Raw genomic sequence first — 16,399 nt, 5'->3', positions numbered from 1 at the left:
AAGCCAACCTTGTCGGGCAGCGCCGAGCAGTGCATGGGTGGGCTGCGGTCTTACTTCAAACTCCCGGCCAGAAACTGCTGGAGGCGTTCGGACTGTGGGTTGACCAGCACTTCTCGCGGGTCGCCGCGCTCTTCGACAACGCCCTTGTGCAGGAACACCAGCTGGTTCGAAACCTCGCGGGCAAAGCCCATTTCGTGAGTCACCACCACCATGGTGCGGCCTTCCTGCGCCAGATCCTGCATGACTTTAAGCACTTCGCCGACCAGTTCGGGGTCGAGCGCCGACGTCGGCTCATCGAACAGCATCACTTGCGGTTCCATCGCCAGTGCGCGGGCAATGGCCACGCGTTGCTGCTCGCCACCGGACATATGCGCCGGCCAGGCGTTCATGCGGTGCGCCACGCCGACTTTGTTCAGGTAGTGCTCGGCCTTTTCCCGTGCCTCTTTCTTGCCCAGGCCGAGTACATGCACCGGCGCTTCCATGACGTTTTCCAGAGCGCTCATGTGTGACCAGAGGTTGAAGTGTTGAAACACCATCGATAGCTGCGAACGCATGCGTTGCAACTGCCTGGGTTCGGCCGCCTTCAACCCGCCAGACTTGTTGGCCACCAGCTTGAGCGGTTCGCCATTGAGCACGATATTGCCCGCATTGGGTTGCTCCAGCAGGTTGATGCAGCGCAGGAACGTACTTTTGCCAGAGCCGCTGGAGCCGATGATGCTGATCACGTCACCGGCCCGTGCCTGCAGGGACACGCCCTTGAGCACCTGGTGCGCGCCGTAGCTTTTATGCAGGTCCTGAACTTCAAGTTTGTACATGGTTTGAACTCTCTGGAATCAGTCGCTGAGCAAGCGACCCTGGCGAATGGGGGTGACGCCTGCAACCTTGGCCAGCCACAATCCAGGCTGGGCAAAGCGCAGTCGTTCGCGGGCATAGAGAATGCCGTCGGTGCTGGCGCTCACTACGCTATGGCGGTCGGTCAGCGGGTCGATGACCTCGAATAGCGGATCGCCGACCTTGACCTGCGCGCCCAGCGGTTGCAGAAAACTCACCACACCCGGATGGGGCGCACAGGCGTACTGCGCGCCGGCGAATGGCATGGCCTGGCAATGGCTCGGCGGTGCCGCTGGCCAGTCACCGCTGATCAGGCCTTGTTCGGCGAGATACCCGAGAATGGCTTGTGCACTGTCGAGGCATTGCTCGCGCTCGGTGTCTGCCATGCCACGCAGTTCGATGGTGGTGGCCGCGCACGCCAGGGGAATATTGGCTTCGGGAAACAGCTCGGCCAGGCGTAGCCATGCAATGGCGCAGGCTTCGTCGAAGGCACTGCCGCCGGCGTCTTCGGCCAATAACGTGACCCCGGCGCCGAGGCGGGCGGCCAGTGACTGCAAGCGTGGCCAGATTTGCGGCATCGCATACAACAACATGATCGATTCGAAATCGCAGTGCAGGTCCAGCACCACATCGGCGTCACAGGCATGCTGCAGCAACAGGCGACGCAGGCCGTCGAGCTCCGAGGTCGGTGCCGGCATGGCGGCGAGGGCATCGCCCATGGCGCGGCGGATGAGTGCGATGTTGGCGTCGGCATCGTCTCCCAATCGGCCTTCCAGCAGCGGTGCAACGGCATCGACCAACACCGGGAAGTCGCGATTGAAGTTCTTGCCGCTGGAGAACTCGAAGCGTCCCTGGTGGGTGGCCTGGAACATCTGGGCGATACCGATCGGATTGGCCATGGGCACCAATTCGATCAGCCCGGTCAGGCGGCCTTGGGTTTCCAGTTCCAGAAGACGGCGCTTGAGCTCGACGGCGACGCGCATTCCCGGCAACTCGTCGGCATGCAATGACGCCTGGATGTACGCTTTGCGTGCTCCGCTGCCAAAACGAAACAGTGACAGCGTTCGTTCGGTGCCCGAGGCACTCCACGGCAACAGGTATTGAATGTGCTCCATAGCAGCTCCTTAGTGCTTGCGCGGTGCCAGATACGCCAGCCAGCGGCGCTCGGCCAACTTGAACAGACGCACCAGAATGAAGGTCAGGGCGAGGTAGATAAGCCCGGCGGTGATAAACGCCTCGAATGGCAGATAGAACCGTGAACTGACCGTGCGTGCGGCCCCGGTGATGTCGACGAGGGTGACGATGGAGGCCAGGCTGGTGGTTTGCAGCATCATCAGCACTTCGTTGCTGTACTGCGGCAATGCCCGGCGCAAGGCCGACGGCATGAGAATGCGGCGGTACAGGGTCAGGCGCGACATGCCCATGGCCCTGGCGGCTTCGATCTCGCCATGGTTGGTGGATTTCAAACTGCCGGCCAGCAGCTCTGCGCTATAGGCACTGGTGTTGATCGCGAAGGCCAGGCAGGCGCAAAAGGTGGCGCTGGAGAGGTAAGGCCAGAGCACGCTTTGGCGCACCGCTTCGAACTGCGCCAGGCCGTAATAGATCAGGAACAATTGCACCAGCATCGGCGTGCCGCGAATCACGTAGGTATAGAGCCAGGCCGGGAAGTTGATCAGTGGCGATCGCGACACCCGCATCAGCGCCAGTGGAATCGCCAATACCAGACCCAGGGCCAGGGAAATGAGCAGGACTTTGAGGGTCAACAAGGCGCCATTGAAATACAGCGGCAGGTTTTCCCAGATCAGGTTGTAGTCGAGAATCATGGGTGGCTCCCCTCACAATTCGGCGGCTTTGATGCCGACCGAGTAGTGTTTTTCCAGATAGCGCAGCACCAGCAAGGACAGGCTGGTGAGCATCAGGTACAGCGCTGCCACCGCGAGGAAAAACGTAAATGGCTCGTGTGTGGCATCCGCTGCGTTCTTGGCTTTGAACATCATGTCCTGCAGGCCGATCACCGAGATCAGCGCGGTGGATTTGGTCAGTACCAACCAATTGTTGGTGAACCCGGGAATGGCGAAACGAATCATCTGCGGTACCAGAATTCGCCAGAACACCTGCGCACCGCGCATGCCATAGGCCACGCCGGCCTCGGCCTGACCCTTGGGGATCGCCATGAAGGCGCCGCGAAAGGTTTCCGAGAGGTAGGCGCCAAAAATGAAGCCCATGGTGCAGACGCCGGCGATAAAGGGGTTGATGTCGATATAGCGGGTGTAACCGAGCGCCAGGGCAATGCGGTTCACCAGATCCTGGCCGCCGTAGAAGATCAGCAGGATCAGCACCAGGTCTGGAATACCGCGAATCAGGGTGGTGTAGCTTTCCCCGAGCATGGCCAGCCATTTGAGCGGCGACAAGCGAAAGGCCGCGCCGACCAGGCCCAGGGCAATCGCCAGGGACATGGACGTCAAGGCCAGGTTTATGGTCAGCCAGGCGCCATCGAGAATGCTCGATCCGTAGCCGTGAAGCATGATGAAGTTCCTCAAGCGAGCGCCGCGAGGCGCGCAAGACAAGCCCCGGGAGACGCCTGCAACGGGCCGTCGCCGGGTCTTGGGTCAGGGGGGCACGGGTAAGTCTTACTCGCCGTAGATATCGAACGCGAAGTACCTGGCCATCACTTGCTGGTACTTGCCATTGGCGCGAATGGCGTCAATCGCGGCACTCAGGCGCGCAACGTTGGCACTGTCGCCTTTGCGCACGGCGATCCCGGCGCCCCGGCCAAAATACTTCGGGTCGTTGATGTCGGGCCCTGTGAGTGCGAAGCCCTGGCCTGCCGGTGTCTTGATAAAGCTTTCGTCGGTGTTGACGATGTCGGCGAGGGTGGCGTCCAGACGACCCGAGGCCAGGTCGAGGAAAGCCTCATTCTGCGAGCCGTAACGCACCACGACGACGCCGGCTTTTTCCAGTTGCTCGGTGGCAAAACGATCGTAGGTCGAGGAGCGTTGCACACCGACTTTCTTACCCTTGAGGTCCACCAAGGGGTCATTGATCACGTTGCCGGCCTTCATCGCGAACTTGCCTGGCGTGTGGTAGTACTTTTTGCTGAAGTCCACGGACTTCATCCGGTCTTCGGTGATCGACATCGACGACAGCACGGCATCGATCTTGCGCACTTTGAGCGACGGGATCATGCCGTCGAACTCCTGAATGACCCACTCGCACTTGACCTGCATTTCTTCGCACAAGGCGTTGCCGATGTCGTAATCGAACCCGCTGACGTTGCCTTCTGGTGTCTTGAAGGAGAAGGGCGGGTAGGCGGCTTCGATACCGATTCGCAGGCTGTCTTCGTCGGCATGTGCCAGGAAGCTGAAAGCGCATAGCGCCAGAGCACCTAGAAGTTCTGTCTTGTTCATATTGTTGACTCCTTGGAGGGCATTTGGGGGAAACGGGTGCCTGCCATCCGGGTTGGCGTGGTGGATCAGTCCTGTGATCGGCGAGGCTATAAATGACACAATAAAAATCAATAATCAATATACGTGAAAATAAACGTATCAGTATGGGGCGTGATAAAGCGCACCAGTACCCAGCCGGTGCGGGCGCGGGCGGCCGGTTCTATGGGGGATTACAAAGATTGTTTCGAGGCGCTGATCGAGGATTTGCAGCGCGGGTTTGGAGCCATGGGGTACTTCGACTGATTGAAGCGGGTCTGGTGGTCATAAAAAAATGCCCGGCACATTGCCGGGCATTTTCATTCCTCAAACCCAGGTTGCGGCGCTCAGTTTGCTGCTTGCGGTTGAGACTCAGTGGTCGCTCCGGTGCGGGCGATCACGGTCAGGATCGACAGCGCGGCGATCACCAGTCCCGGTGACGTTGCCAGCAGCACGCCAGTGGTGCCGGCACCGGCGGCGAGGATCTGGCCGGCGGCCAGGGGACCTGCCACCGAACCGAGCCGGCCGATGGCCACGGCCGCGCCGACACCGGTGGCGCGCACCGACGTCGGGTAGGAAGGGGGCGCCAGTGCATACAGCACCAACTGTGCGGCCATGACGAACAGCCCGACGGCAAACCCGGCGATTGCCATCGGCACGATACCCACTGACAGGCCGACCCCGGCCAGCGCCGCCAACACCCCGGCGTACACGAACAGGACCACTTTCAGGCCGTTGCAGCGGTCCAGCATCACCCCGCCGAGCAGCGAACCAATGGCGCCGCCGATGTTGAACAGCATCTGCACCATGCCTGCCTGGGGCTTGGTGAAACCCTGTTCCAGCAACAGTGAGGGCAGCCAGTTGAGCAGCATGTACATTACGGTCAGGGTGAAGAAGTAGCTCAACCACAAGGCCAGCGTGCAGCGTGCGCGTCCTTCGCCAAACAGCGCCTGGGCGGTGGACGACCGTGGGCTGCCGGTCGTGACGTGTTGCTGGCGGAACACAGTGGATTCGGGCAGCAGCAAGGCCATCAGCGGCACCACCAGCAAGGGTGTCAGACCGCCGATGATAAAGGTGGTTTGCCAGTGTTCACTGGAAAACATCGCCACCACTGCCGCCAGCGCACCGCCCAGGGGCACGCCGCAGTACATGACGCTGATGGCGGTGCCGCGATGGCGCTCGCTCACGGCCTCGGCACACAGGGCAATCAGGTTGGGCAGGGCGGCACCCAGGCCCAGGCCGGTCATGAAGCGCACCAGCAGCAGGCTGGAGTAGCTCTCGACATAGGCGGTGCAGAGCGAGAAGACACCGAACAGCAGCACGGCGCCGACGAGGATTTTCTTGCGGCCGATACGATCGGCCACCCAGCCGCCAAAAAACGCACCCGGCAGCAGGCCGATGATGCCGGCGCTGAACACCCAGCCCATCATCTTCGGGTCCAGGGCAAAGCTCTGGCGCAATCCCGCGGCAGCGGTGCCGGCAGCCTGCAGATCGAACCCCTCGATCAGCGCAACGATAAAGCACAAAGCGATTGTCAGCGTCGAGCGACGCGATGGACTGTCCATGGGTGAGCCTCATTGTTGTTTTTGTTATGCAGTCGAGTCCTTCGTGCGTTGGCTACGCCGTCAGTGACCGCTGGCGATTAAGATAACAAAGATAACTAAAAAAAGAATGATGTGCTAAAAATTGCAAAAAACGACTAATAAATCGTTTAAAAACAGATTGTTATGAATGCATTCTGAGGTTTATGTAAAAATAGATAATAATATTAATGTTCGATTATCGGTCATCTGCGATTGACGGCGACCCTTGGCTGTTTCCATTCTCTGATCGTGAAGCCGGCAGTCCCGTGCGGGTCCGGCACCCACGAACAACAATAAAAAGTGGACATCGAACATGCCAAAACGCCCCTTGAACACCGGTTCCGTAGCGTCGCTCTCCTGCGTCACCAGTATCCATCCAGGGTGGGTCGTGGCACTGCTAGGCGTTAGCGTTCTGCCCTCTCAGCTGCGGGCCGAGGGGTTTATCGAGGACAGTCACGCAAACTTGACCCTGCGCAATTACTACATTGACCGTGAATACCAGGACGGCGGCGCCAAGACTGCCGCGCGGGAGTGGGCCCAGGGTTTCATCATGGGCATGGAGTCGGGGTTTACCGAAGGAACTGTGGGCTTTGGTCTGGACGTGAGGGGGCTGCTGGGGGTCAAGCTCGACTCCGCTCCGGATCGCAGCGGCACTGAACTGTTGCCGGTGTCGGCCAGCGACAAGCGCGCGGCGGATGACTATTCGCGGCTGGCGCCGACGGCCAAGCTGCGGCTTGCCCAGACAACGGTAAAGAGCGGCGATGTCTCGATTTTCCTGCCGTTTGCCCTTGCCAGCCCGTCGCGACTACTGCCACAGACCTTTCGCGGCACCACGCTCAGTTCCAGGGATTTCGATGGCCTGACCCTCAACACCGGCTACATCGATCGCATCAACAAGCGTGATTCCACGGACTATCAGGCCATGACCATCGCCTCGCCGAACCGGCGTTTCAACGGCGCTGCCACCACCTCGCACCTGGCTTATCTGGGGGGTGATTACCAGGTCAACAAGGACCTGAGCCTGCGCGCGTACCATGCCGAGGTGGCCGACCTGTATCAACAGGGCACCCTGGCATTGCTGCACAACCTGCCGCTTGGCGACGGTGTGTTCACCAGCGACTTGCGCAGTTTTTTCAGCCGTGAGGATGGCGCCGCCAAAGCGGGTGAGGTGGACAACCGCAACCTCTCGGCATTGTTCGGCTACCGCTTCGGCGGGCACCGGGTGAGCCTCGGCTACATGCATTCGAGCGGCGACACCGCGACGCCCTACATCTCCGGCACGGAGTTGATGGGCATGAGCGAACAGACCATGGCTTCGGATTTTCTCAACGCCAAGGAGCGCACCTGGCAAGCGATCTATGACTACGACTTCGTCGCATCCGGGGTGCCCGGTTTGAAGGGAAGGTTGCGCTACGTGCGCGGCGACAATATCGAGTTGGCCGCCTACAACGCCGAGGACCGCAAGGAGCGCGAATTCCAGATGGAACTGGGTTATGTGATTCAGAGCGGCCCGCTGAAAAACGTCGGGCTGTTGGCGCGCAAGGCGATCTATCGCAATGACTTCCCGAGCGGTACGGCGTTTCGTGATGAAAACCAGACCCGCTTCCTGGTGCTCTATACCTTGCCGATCTGGTAAGCCTGGGTCCTTCGATGTTCCCCGCCGGCCGCTCCTTCTGGAACGTGCCGGCAGCGTGCGTTCAGTCCTGGTAAACCTTTCTCAGCAAGCGCAGCAACTCCTCGCGCTCTTCGCCGGTCAGCGATGAAGTGGAGTCGAAATCGCTTTGCGCGGCGATCTGCTTGAGCTCCTTGAGCAAGGTTTCGCCGGTCTTGCTCAGGAAAATTCCGTAGGAGCGTTTGTCCGGCTTGCAGCGCACCCGCACCGCCAGCGCGCGGCTTTCCAGTTTATTGAGCAGCGGCACCACCTGCGGCGGCTCGATGGCCAGGGCCCGGGCCAGGTCAGCCTGCATCAGCCCCGGATTCTGGTCGATGATCGCCAGGGCCGAGAACTGCGCGGGGCGCAGGTCGTGGGCTGACAGGCGACCGATCAGGTTCTGGAACAGTTTGAGTTGGGCGCGCCGCATCGCGTAGCCGATCAGGTCGTCCAGTGCCGAATCCAGCGGTGCCTGCTGCTCGGCGGTGGCGGACGGGGACTCGCTCTGGTCGGCGAGGGGAGAAGGCTTGGTCATTGCGGGTGAATCCTGAAGAGGTGGAGGTTAACAAGTGTATCTAGTTTGCCGGGGTTGGCCGCTGATAGCTATGCCCGCCGTTCATGGCGATGGGTTCGGAGGATATTTCCGGGCGGATAAAAAATGATTAATTCGATTAATAGTTAATTGACATAACTATATTGGTCCTTTAATTTCCAGTCATCTTCAAGCCAAGAACAAGAGAGCAACGTCATGAGTAACTACGAAGGTCGCTGGACAACCGTCAAGGTCGAGATCGAAGAAGGCATCGCCTGGGTCATTCTCAATCGCCCGGAAAAACGCAATGCCATGAGCCCGACACTGAACCGGGAAATGATCGATGTGCTGGAAACCCTGGAACAGGATCCGGCGGCGGGCGTGTTGGTGCTGACCGGTGCCGGCGAAGCCTGGACTGCGGGCATGGACCTCAAGGAATACTTCCGCGAAGTGGACGCGGGCCCGGAGATCCTCCAGGAAAAAATCCGCCGCGAAGCCTCGCAATGGCAATGGAAACTGCTGCGCATGTACACCAAGCCAACCATCGCCATGGTCAACGGCTGGTGTTTCGGTGGCGGCTTCAGCCCGCTGGTGGCCTGTGACCTGGCGATCTGCGCCGACGAAGCGACCTTCGGCCTCTCGGAAATCAACTGGGGCATCCCGCCGGGCAACCTGGTGAGCAAGGCCATGGCCGACACCGTGGGCCATCGTCAGTCGCTGTACTACATCATGACCGGCAAGACCTTCGGTGGGCAGAAAGCCGCCGAGATGGGCCTGGTCAACGAAAGCGTACCCCTGGCGCAACTGCGTGAAGTCACCGTGGATCTGGCGCGCAACCTGCTGGAGAAAAACCCGGTGGTGCTGCGTGCGGCCAAGCATGGCTTCAAGCGCTGCCGCGAGCTGACCTGGGAGCAGAACGAGGACTACCTGTACGCCAAGCTTGACCAGTCGCGCCTGCTCGACACCGAAGGTGGCCGCGAGCAGGGCATGAAGCAGTTCCTCGACGACAAGAGCATCAAGCCCGGTCTGCAGGCCTACAAACGCTGAGACTGATCGCCGGGTGCATCTCCGCCCCGGCGCTCTGCATCGCTCGACTGTATTCCCGATAAAGACAATAAAGAGGAATCACCATGCTGGACGTGCCCCTGCTGATTGGCGGCCAGTCGCTGCCTGCCCGCGACGGTCGGACCTTCGAACGCCGCAACCCGGTAACCGGTGAAGTGGTATCGCGGGTTGCCGCCGCCACCCTGGAAGATGCCGATGCCGCGGTGGCTGCAGCCCAGGCAGCGTTTCCCGCCTGGGCCGCCCTGGCGCCCAATGAACGTCGCAGCCGTTTGCTCAAGGCGGCCGAGCAGTTGCAGGCGCGCAGCGCCGAGTTCATTGCCGCGGCCGGTGAAACCGGGGCCATGGCCAACTGGTACGGCTTCAACGTGCGGCTGGCGGCCAACATGCTGCGAGAAGCGGCGTCGATGACCACCCAGATCAATGGCGAAGTGATTCCCTCGGATGTGCCGGGCAGTTTTGCCATGGCCCTGCGCCAACCCTGCGGTGTGGTGCTGGGGATCGCCCCGTGGAATGCCCCGGTGATTCTCGCCACCCGCGCCATCGCCATGCCGCTGGCGTGTGGCAATACCGTTGTGCTCAAGGCTTCGGAGCTGAGCCCGGCGGTACATCGCCTGATCGGTCAGGTGTTGCAGGATGCCGGGTTGGGCGATGGCGTGGTCAATGTCATCAGCAATGCTCCGGCGGATGCCCCGGCGATTGTCGAGCGGCTGATTGCCAACCCGGCGGTGCGGCGGGTCAACTTCACCGGCTCGACCCATGTCGGGCGTATTGTCGGCGAGCTCTCGGCGCGCCACCTCAAGCCGGCCTTGCTGGAGTTGGGCGGCAAGGCGCCGTTGCTGGTGCTCGATGATGCCGATCTGGATGCGGCGGTCGAGGCGGCTGCCTTCGGTGCTTACTTCAATCAGGGACAGATCTGCATGTCCACCGAACGGCTGATCGTCGATGCCAAGGTCGCCGACGCCTTTGTCGCCAAGCTGGCGGCCAAGGTCGAGACCCTGCGCGCCGGTGATCCGGCGCTGACGGATTCGGTACTCGGATCGCTGGTCGATGTCAGTGCCGGAACGCGCATCAAGGGGTTGATCGACGATGCCCTGGTCAAGGGTGCACGGCTGGTGGTCGGCGGGCAACTGGACGGCAGCATTTTGCAGCCGACCCTGCTTGATGGCGTCAACGAGACCATGCGTCTGTATCGCGAAGAGTCCTTCGGCCCGGTGGCGGTGTTGTTGCGCGGGGAGGGCGATGAAGCGCTGCTGCGTCTGGCCAACGACTCCGAGTTCGGGTTGTCGGCGGCGATCTTCAGCCGCGATACCGGGCGTGCGCTGGCGCTGGCCCAACGGGTCGAGTCGGGCATCTGCCATATCAATGGCCCGACCGTGCACGACGAAGCGCAAATGCCTTTCGGCGGGGTCAAGTCCAGCGGCTACGGCAGCTTTGGCGGCAAGGCGTCCATCGAGCATTTCACCCAGTTGCGCTGGGTCACCTTGCAACATGGACCGCGGCATTACCCGATCTGAACCGCAGAAATAACAATAAAAAGGCTGCAGCCACCACCATGCCCATTCGTGCGGCTTGGTGGTAGCGTGCCTTGATGGAGAGCAAGCACGTGAGTTCCGAATTCAGATCGCAACCCCACACCGAGGCCAGCGCGCCGCGCTACCGTCACGTGTCCATCGGTCGCGCAGCGGTCGAGGTGACAGAACAGCAGGGTGCATTGCACATGCGTTCCCTGGAGCCATTGGCCGAGTATCCGCCGCGACTGCTCGACCGTCTGGTGCATTGGGCCCGGGTGCGTCCCGAGCAGACCTTTATCGCCGCCCGCCAGGTCGACGGTGACTGGCGTCGGGTCAGCTACGCCGAGATGCTCGACAGTGTCCGGGCCATCGCCCAAAGCCTGTTGAGCTACGGTCTGTCGGCAGACAAACCGCTGGTGCTGCTCTCGGGCAATGACATCGAACATTTGCAACTGGCGTTCGGCGCCCTGTATGCGGGCATTCCCTACTGCCCGGTGTCGCCGGCCTATTCGCTGCTGTCCCAGGATTTCGCCAAGCTGCGTCACGTCTGCGACCTGCTGCAGCCTGGCCTGGTGTTTGTCAGTGATGCCGCGGCCTACCAGCGTGCCATCGAGGCGGTGCTGCCGGCTGAAACGCCCATGATTACCGTCCGGGGCGAAATCGCGGGACGCCGTCAGGTCAGCTTCGCCAGCCTGCTTGAGCAGCCGGGCGGGGCCGAGGCCGAAGCTGCGTTTGCCAGCACGGGGCCGGGCAGCATCGCCAAGTTCCTGTTCACCTCCGGCTCGACCAGGCTGCCCAAGGCGGTGGTCACCACCCAACGCATGCTGTGCTCTAACCAACAGATGCTGTTGCAGACGTTTCCGGTGTTCGGCGAAGAACCGCCGGTGCTGGTGGACTGGCTGCCGTGGAACCACACCTTCGGCGGCAGCCATAACGTCGGCATCGTGCTCTACAACGGTGGCAGCTTTTACCTGGACGACGGCAAGCCCACGGCACAGGGTTTCGCGCAGACTCTGCGAAACCTCAAGGAAGTGTCGCCCACCGCCTACCTGACCGTGCCCAAGGGCTGGGAAGAACTGGCCTCGGCACTGGAGCAGGACGCGGAACTGCGGGAGATCTTTTTCAAACACATCAGCCTGTTCTTTTTTGCCGCGGCCGGCCTGTCGCAAAGTGTCTGGGACCGGCTCGACCGCGTCGCCGAACAGCACTGCGGTGAACGTATCCGCATGATGGCCGGGCTCGGCATGACCGAGGCTTCGCCGTCTTGCACTTTCACCACCGGGCCGTTGTCCATGGCCGGTTATGTCGGCCTGCCGGCGCCCGGTTGTGAGGTGCGCCTGGTGCCGGTGGACGGCAAACTGGAAGGGCGCTTTCGTGGGCCGCACATCATGCCCGGCTATTGGCGGTCACCGCAGCAGACCCTCGAAGCGTTCGATCCGCAGGGCTTCTATTGTTCCGGCGATGCGCTCAAGCTCGCCGACCCGCGGGATCCGCAATTGGGGCTGATGTTCGACGGGCGCATCGCCGAAGATTTCAAGTTGTCATCCGGGGTGTTCGTCAGTGTCGGGCCTTTGCGCAGCCGGGCGGTGCTCGAAGGTTCGCCCTATGTCCAGGACCTGGTGGTGACCGCACCTGATCGTGAATGCCTGGGCGCGCTGGTATTTCCACGGATGTTTGAATGTCGACGGCTGTCAGGGCTGGCGGCCAGTGCCAGCGACACAGAGGTGTTGGCCAGCGCACCGGTGCGCGAGTGGTTCGCCGGCTGGTTGCAGCGACTCAATCGCGAGGCCACGGGCAACGCCAGTCGCCTGGAATGGATCGCCTTGCTCGATGAGCCGGCGTCCATCGACCGGGGGGAAATCACCGACAAGGGTTCGATCAACCAGCGTGCGGTATTGCAGTGGCGCGCGGAGCAGGTCGAGGCGCTGTATCGCGGGCTCGATCCGGCCATCCTGCGCGCGGGGGCGAAATCGTGAGCGAAGTCGTGAGTGCAGGCGGGCAGTACTCGGCCTTTGCCGATGCGGCGATTTTCGATGCGGTGCGCACGCCGTGGGTGGACCTCGGTGGGGCGCTGGCCGAGGTTTCGCCGATCGACCTGGGCATCAAGGTCGGGCGCGAAGTACTGGCGCGCGCGGCAGTCGATCCGCTGGCGGTAGACAGCGTGCTGGCGGGTTCCATGGCCCAGGCCAGCTTCGATGCCTACCTGCTGCCACGGCACATCGGCCTCTACAGCGGCGTGGCGCAATCGGTTCCGGCACTGGGGGTGCAGCGCATCTGCGCCACCGGTTTCGAACTGCTGCGCCAGGCCGCCAGGCAACTGGATGACGGCGTGCAATTGGCCCTGTGCGTGGCCACCGAATCGATGTCGCGCAATCCGATTGCGGCCTATACCCATCGAGGTGGCTTCCGCCTTGGCGCGCAAGTGCAGTTCAAGGATTTTCTCTGGGAAGCGTTGTACGACCCGGCTCCCGGAGTGGACATGATCACCACCGCCGACAACCTGGCGCGGCGTTATGGGCTGAGTCGCGAAGCGGTGGACGCCTACGCCTGTGCCAGTCATCAGCGGGCGTTTGCGGCACAACAAGCAGGCTGGCTGGCACCCGAGATCGTTGCCGTGGGGCATCAGGTGTTTGAACTGCAAGGCTATCAGCCACGGGGCATCCGCCTGTCACGCGGTGTCGCCATGGTGAGTGAAGACAGCCACCCACGGCCCGGAGACATCGCGGCGTTGGCCCGGTTGCGCAGCGTGCACGAAGGCGGGGTGCAAACCGCCGGCAACAGTTGTGCGGTGGTCGATGGCGCGGCAGCGGCCCTGGTCGGGCGCGCTTCGGCCTGTCGGGATACACCGCTAGCCTTGCTGCGGGCCAGCGCGGTGGTCGGGGTGGCGCCAGAGTTCATGGGCATCGGTCCGGCACCGGCGATTCGCCTGCTGTTGCAGCGCAGTGGCTTGAGCCTGGAGCAGATCGACCGCTTCGAAATCAACGAGGCCCAGGCCGCCCAAGTCCTGGCGGTGGCCCAGGAACTGGAGCTGGATTGTTCGCGTCTGAACGTCCAGGGTGGTTCGTTGGCGCTCGGCCACCCCTTGGCCGCCAGTGGCTTGCGTCTGGTGCTGACCCTGGCGCGACAACTGCGTGAGCACAATCTGCGTTACGGGGTCGCCGCGGCCTGTGTTGGCGGCGGGCAGGGCATGGCGTTATTGATCGAGAATCCGGCCTGGCGGGCCTGAGGTTTCGTCGGCTGACGGACAATCTGTGTTTTCCGGTAATGACCGGTTCTGGCCGAGAGGTGGTTGCCGGGAAGGGGAAGGGGAAGGGGACGGAAGGAGCCACGCTCCTTCCGCTGGTTCAGCTAGTCAGTTCGTACCAATGAAGGGGTCCCATTGGATGAAACGTGTCGATGGCCGCAGTCCTCCAGAGGTCACCTTGACCTGGATCTGGTAGGTGGTCTGAGACGATGCGTTGCGAGCCAGGCCCACCCAATAGTTACCAGCGGCACCGACTTGCATCGGGTAGCCATCGCTGCCGAACACGCTGCCCTGGGAAATTTGGAAGCCGGTGATGGACACCGTGTCGCCAGCGTTCTGATCGATCGGTACCACCTCGAAGCCGATGTAGTCCCCGATGTTGCAGTGGGTGCGCAGTTCCAGCGTTCCTTCGCCGCTGCTGTCATTGCTCAGACGATTGTCAAACATGTACACACCGGTGGAAATGTTCCCGCCACCAGTGCCCAGTACATATGAGGTATCGATGGCAATGGTGATTGCGGTTTGCGGATTGGCGATGCCGGCAAGCACCTGCGAATCAGCAACCCAGACCTGGGCAGTATTTTTTTGGCCACTCATTGTCGTGCTCCTTCCTTAGGCAGAGACAGTCACGCTGGGGTTGAGCTTCACGGTGATACCGGAGCCGCCCGCCACCTGTACATTGAGGGATACCGGGTAGGACGCGGAACCTGCGTTCTGCACGGTGCCGGTAAACGCGCTCGGGTTATCCGAAGCGGTTTGCGGCTGGCCACTGAAGCCCCAGGCGTTCGAGTTACCGAAGGCGGCAATGGAGACCTGCGAGGTCGACTTGGGATTGATCAGGAACACCTCCCAGCAGACATTGCTGCCTTTGGACGCAGCAGTATTCAGGTTGGCGGTGCCTTCGTTGGTGGTGCCAGCAGAGATACGGTTATCGACCAGATAGACCCCCGAGGTGGAGCCATTGGTCACTGCATTGTCGTCGACCCAGATTTGCACCTGGACGTCACAACTGGTGGTAGGAATTGCCATGAGAGAACTCCTTGTAAGGTTTCGACGCAAGCGTCGGGCGTGCCCTATGTCGACCCCACACACTTACCTGCAGGCGTGGTGCCGCACCACCTTGAGCCTTGTGGTCGCGAGGACCTTGGCAAAGCATCTCGGTCAGGCGAGTAGGAAGATAGACCAAGCAAAGAAAGGCAACTTGCCATTACGCTATAAGCGCTAGAGTCGTTCGAAGTAACTACCGCGACAGAAGCCTCAAATCGCCTTGGGGCGGCTTGGCGAACCCGCGCAATACAAGGTTCTCGAGCTTGCAGGCATGGCAACCTCAATGCCGAAACGGCTGGCGATGGCCTTGCGCCCGTTCCTCGGCAAGGTCAGTACACGGCTGTCCAGGTCCTGGGGCCGCCACTGGCGCTTGACGGCCGGAAGCGCCCGGTTTGAAACTCCGCTTATGGCCGGTTTCTGCCTGTCGCCAAGGGCTGCAACCGACCCATAGCGGTCTTTGGCGGACCTCAAGAGTTAATCTCTGACTATCCGCTTTTTAGCTGCTGATCACGATTGGCTGTTCTCGAAGCCAAATGGTCCGTAATGGCGGCGCGTAAATATTACGGAACTGAATCTGAGCTGCTCAGCTGCGCAAGGGGATGCTGGCTTATTGTGATCTACACTCCCTGAGCGTGTGAGTAGACGCTTCGCCACAAAATTTACTCAGTCGCTAAGTAAAGAGATAAATCTGAATTTCAGTGAGTCGTGGTCTGGGTGGGGGCACGCCAGTCGATCAGCAAAAAACCTTGTCTGGCAATCGTGTATCAGGCGAGTTTGTAGTGGTCAACTAATCCCGGACACGACGTTAAGTTTTTTCTCGGCTTGAGCCGGGGCCGCTCATCCGGAGCCTCTATTGGGCAAGCATTCTCGCCTAAATGGGTATCAAAAGTTTAATTAGACCACGAGATATTCAGGGGCTTGCGAGTCGCTCTCGAGCTGCTTATGACGCGATTGGCCACAGCCGATAGCCGTCACTCCGGCGCCATCATCATTGCGAGCGTCATCTTGATAAATTCCTCATTCCTGTCGATAGCTTCAAGGGCGCCGCGCACATTGTCGGCGACATCGGCCGATCCGCGCTGCTCGACCCAGTTCGAAAGCTCCAAGATGGCGGCTTCAAGGGCAAGCCGGTTTTAGTTGAGCTTGAACAGCAAGGAAGGGAGTAGGTCAGAATTTGGCATCGCGAATCCTCCGTGGAGATTTCAGCGTAGCAGTCGCCAATCGTGAGGGAGGGAAGGTGGGGCGGTCGGCAGGAAGCCGGAGGAGGATTTCGGTATCGCGCGCCATCTCGCGCAGCTTGAAGGTTCAGGGCGCGCTACGATGAAACCACCTATTTGAATGCCTTGAGGAAGCGTGTTTCACCGCTCCTGAAGAGTCTCGATTTTGGTTGACTGACTTCCTCTGGGCGTGAAGCTGCCCTTTGACGTCCCCAGCCTGACTGATTGCTCGTAGAAGTTTTACGCAAAATTTACGGGGGCTTTAGGGGGGGCATCCGATACTGCGTGGTGCTAAT

General features: G+C 61.1%; 14 protein-coding genes and 1 pseudogene. 5 read left to right on the top strand and 10 right to left on the bottom strand.

The genetic code is table 11. The features are described 5' to 3' along the window. Positions 1-50 precede the first annotated feature (50 nt). From WHX55_RS17995 to mhpT, 6 genes are all read right to left on the bottom strand, one after another. Positions 51-815: an ATP-binding cassette domain-containing protein gene (locus WHX55_RS17995; protein ID WP_150758772.1), complete on the bottom strand. Its 765-nt coding sequence runs from the start codon at positions 813-815 to the stop codon at positions 51-53. Positions 816-833: 18 nt separating this feature from the next. Next, on the bottom strand, positions 834-1,946 hold the full coding sequence (locus WHX55_RS17990) for a succinylglutamate desuccinylase/aspartoacylase family protein (RefSeq protein WP_353740955.1): 1,113 nt from the start codon (positions 1,944-1,946) through the stop codon (positions 834-836). Positions 1,947-1,955: 9 nt separating this feature from the next. Continuing rightward, on the bottom strand, positions 1,956-2,654 hold the full coding sequence (locus WHX55_RS17985) for an ABC transporter permease (protein ID WP_008046412.1): 699 nt from the start codon (positions 2,652-2,654) through the stop codon (positions 1,956-1,958). Between the two features lie 12 nt (positions 2,655-2,666). After that, positions 2,667-3,356: an ABC transporter permease gene (locus WHX55_RS17980; RefSeq protein WP_151214316.1), complete on the bottom strand. Its 690-nt coding sequence runs from the start codon at positions 3,354-3,356 to the stop codon at positions 2,667-2,669. Between the two features lie 105 nt (positions 3,357-3,461). Then, positions 3,462-4,238 carry an ABC transporter substrate-binding protein gene (locus WHX55_RS17975; RefSeq protein ID WP_150725574.1) on the bottom strand — a complete coding sequence of 259 codons (777 nt, stop codon included), beginning with the start codon at positions 4,236-4,238 and terminating at the stop codon, positions 3,462-3,464. A gap of 362 nt (positions 4,239-4,600) precedes the next feature. Continuing rightward, entirely contained in the window at positions 4,601-5,818 is a 1,218-nt protein-coding gene (mhpT, locus tag WHX55_RS17970) for a 3-(3-hydroxy-phenyl)propionate transporter MhpT (protein WP_353740954.1), read from the bottom strand. 331 nt (positions 5,819-6,149) lie between these two features. Here mhpT and WHX55_RS17965 point away from each other — a divergent pair, with 331 nt between their 5' ends. After that, positions 6,150-7,472, top strand: a complete 1,323-nt coding sequence (locus tag WHX55_RS17965) for an OprD family porin (protein ID WP_353740953.1) — start codon at positions 6,150-6,152, stop codon at positions 7,470-7,472. Between the two features lie 61 nt (positions 7,473-7,533). Here WHX55_RS17965 and WHX55_RS17960 read toward each other — a convergent pair whose 3' ends face one another. Then, positions 7,534-8,022, bottom strand: a complete 489-nt coding sequence (locus WHX55_RS17960) for a MarR family transcriptional regulator (protein ID WP_150756326.1) — start codon at positions 8,020-8,022, stop codon at positions 7,534-7,536. Positions 8,023-8,235: 213 nt separating this feature from the next. Between WHX55_RS17960 and WHX55_RS17955 the strand changes: the two genes are divergently transcribed. From WHX55_RS17955 to WHX55_RS17940, 4 genes are all read left to right on the top strand, one after another. Beyond that, positions 8,236-9,066 (top strand): p-hydroxycinnamoyl CoA hydratase/lyase, encoded by an 831-nt coding sequence (locus tag WHX55_RS17955; protein WP_046038330.1) that lies wholly within the window; start codon positions 8,236-8,238, stop codon positions 9,064-9,066. An 83-nt stretch (positions 9,067-9,149) separates the two neighbouring features. Next, entirely contained in the window at positions 9,150-10,598 is a 1,449-nt protein-coding gene (locus tag WHX55_RS17950; protein ID WP_150756325.1) for an aldehyde dehydrogenase, read from the top strand. A gap of 89 nt (positions 10,599-10,687) precedes the next feature. Further along, entirely contained in the window at positions 10,688-12,571 is a 1,884-nt protein-coding gene (locus tag WHX55_RS17945; RefSeq protein WP_150756324.1) for a feruloyl-CoA synthase, read from the top strand. Between the two features lie 8 nt (positions 12,572-12,579). After that, positions 12,580-13,821 (top strand): thiolase family protein, encoded by a 1,242-nt coding sequence (locus tag WHX55_RS17940; protein WP_353743064.1) that lies wholly within the window; start codon positions 12,580-12,582, stop codon positions 13,819-13,821. Between the two features lie 126 nt (positions 13,822-13,947). Here WHX55_RS17940 and WHX55_RS17935 read toward each other — a convergent pair whose 3' ends face one another. The 3 genes and pseudogenes from WHX55_RS17935 to WHX55_RS17925 all read right to left on the bottom strand — a co-directional run bounded on the left by WHX55_RS17935 (position 13,948) and on the right by WHX55_RS17925 (position 16,067). Then, on the bottom strand, positions 13,948-14,436 hold the full coding sequence (locus WHX55_RS17935) for a hypothetical protein (RefSeq protein ID WP_150725579.1): 489 nt from the start codon (positions 14,434-14,436) through the stop codon (positions 13,948-13,950). Between the two features lie 15 nt (positions 14,437-14,451). Further along, positions 14,452-14,868, bottom strand: coding sequence for a hypothetical protein (locus WHX55_RS17930; protein ID WP_353740952.1), 417 nt, complete (start codon positions 14,866-14,868; stop codon positions 14,452-14,454). Positions 14,869-15,857: 989 nt separating this feature from the next. Then, positions 15,858-16,067: pseudogene (locus WHX55_RS17925) on the bottom strand (hypothetical protein). Between the last annotated feature and the right edge of the window lie 332 nt (positions 16,068-16,399).

The sequence above is a fragment of the Pseudomonas fluorescens genome, assembly GCF_040448305.1.
Lineage (GTDB): Bacteria > Pseudomonadota > Gammaproteobacteria > Pseudomonadales > Pseudomonadaceae > Aquipseudomonas > Aquipseudomonas fluorescens_BH.
Note: the sequence above shows the minus strand (reverse complement) of the source record. Positions and strands in the feature narration are given on the sequence as shown.

Bases quoted from the DNA above. Each gene is read 5' to 3' on its own strand.
- WHX55_RS17995 (WP_150758772.1), bottom strand. From the start codon at position 815: ATGTACAAACTTGAAGTTCAGGACCTGCATAAAAGCTACGGCGCGCAC.
- WHX55_RS17990 (WP_353740955.1), bottom strand. From the start codon at position 1,946: ATGGAGCACATTCAATACCTGTTGCCGTGGAGTGCCTCGGGCACCGAA.
- WHX55_RS17985 (WP_008046412.1), bottom strand. From the start codon at position 2,654: ATGATTCTCGACTACAACCTGATCTGGGAAAACCTGCCGCTGTATTTC.
- WHX55_RS17980 (WP_151214316.1), bottom strand. From the start codon at position 3,356: ATGCTTCACGGCTACGGATCGAGCATTCTCGATGGCGCCTGGCTGACC.
- WHX55_RS17975 (WP_150725574.1), bottom strand. From the start codon at position 4,238: ATGAACAAGACAGAACTTCTAGGTGCTCTGGCGCTATGCGCTTTCAGC.
- mhpT (WP_353740954.1), bottom strand. From the start codon at position 5,818: ATGGACAGTCCATCGCGTCGCTCGACGCTGACAATCGCTTTGTGCTTT.
- WHX55_RS17965 (WP_353740953.1), top strand. From the start codon at position 6,150: ATGCCAAAACGCCCCTTGAACACCGGTTCCGTAGCGTCGCTCTCCTGC.
- WHX55_RS17960 (WP_150756326.1), bottom strand. From the start codon at position 8,022: ATGACCAAGCCTTCTCCCCTCGCCGACCAGAGCGAGTCCCCGTCCGCC.
- WHX55_RS17955 (WP_046038330.1), top strand. From the start codon at position 8,236: ATGAGTAACTACGAAGGTCGCTGGACAACCGTCAAGGTCGAGATCGAA.
- WHX55_RS17950 (WP_150756325.1), top strand. From the start codon at position 9,150: ATGCTGGACGTGCCCCTGCTGATTGGCGGCCAGTCGCTGCCTGCCCGC.
- WHX55_RS17935 (WP_150725579.1), bottom strand. From the start codon at position 14,436: ATGAGTGGCCAAAAAAATACTGCCCAGGTCTGGGTTGCTGATTCGCAG.
- WHX55_RS17930 (WP_353740952.1), bottom strand. From the start codon at position 14,868: ATGGCAATTCCTACCACCAGTTGTGACGTCCAGGTGCAAATCTGGGTC.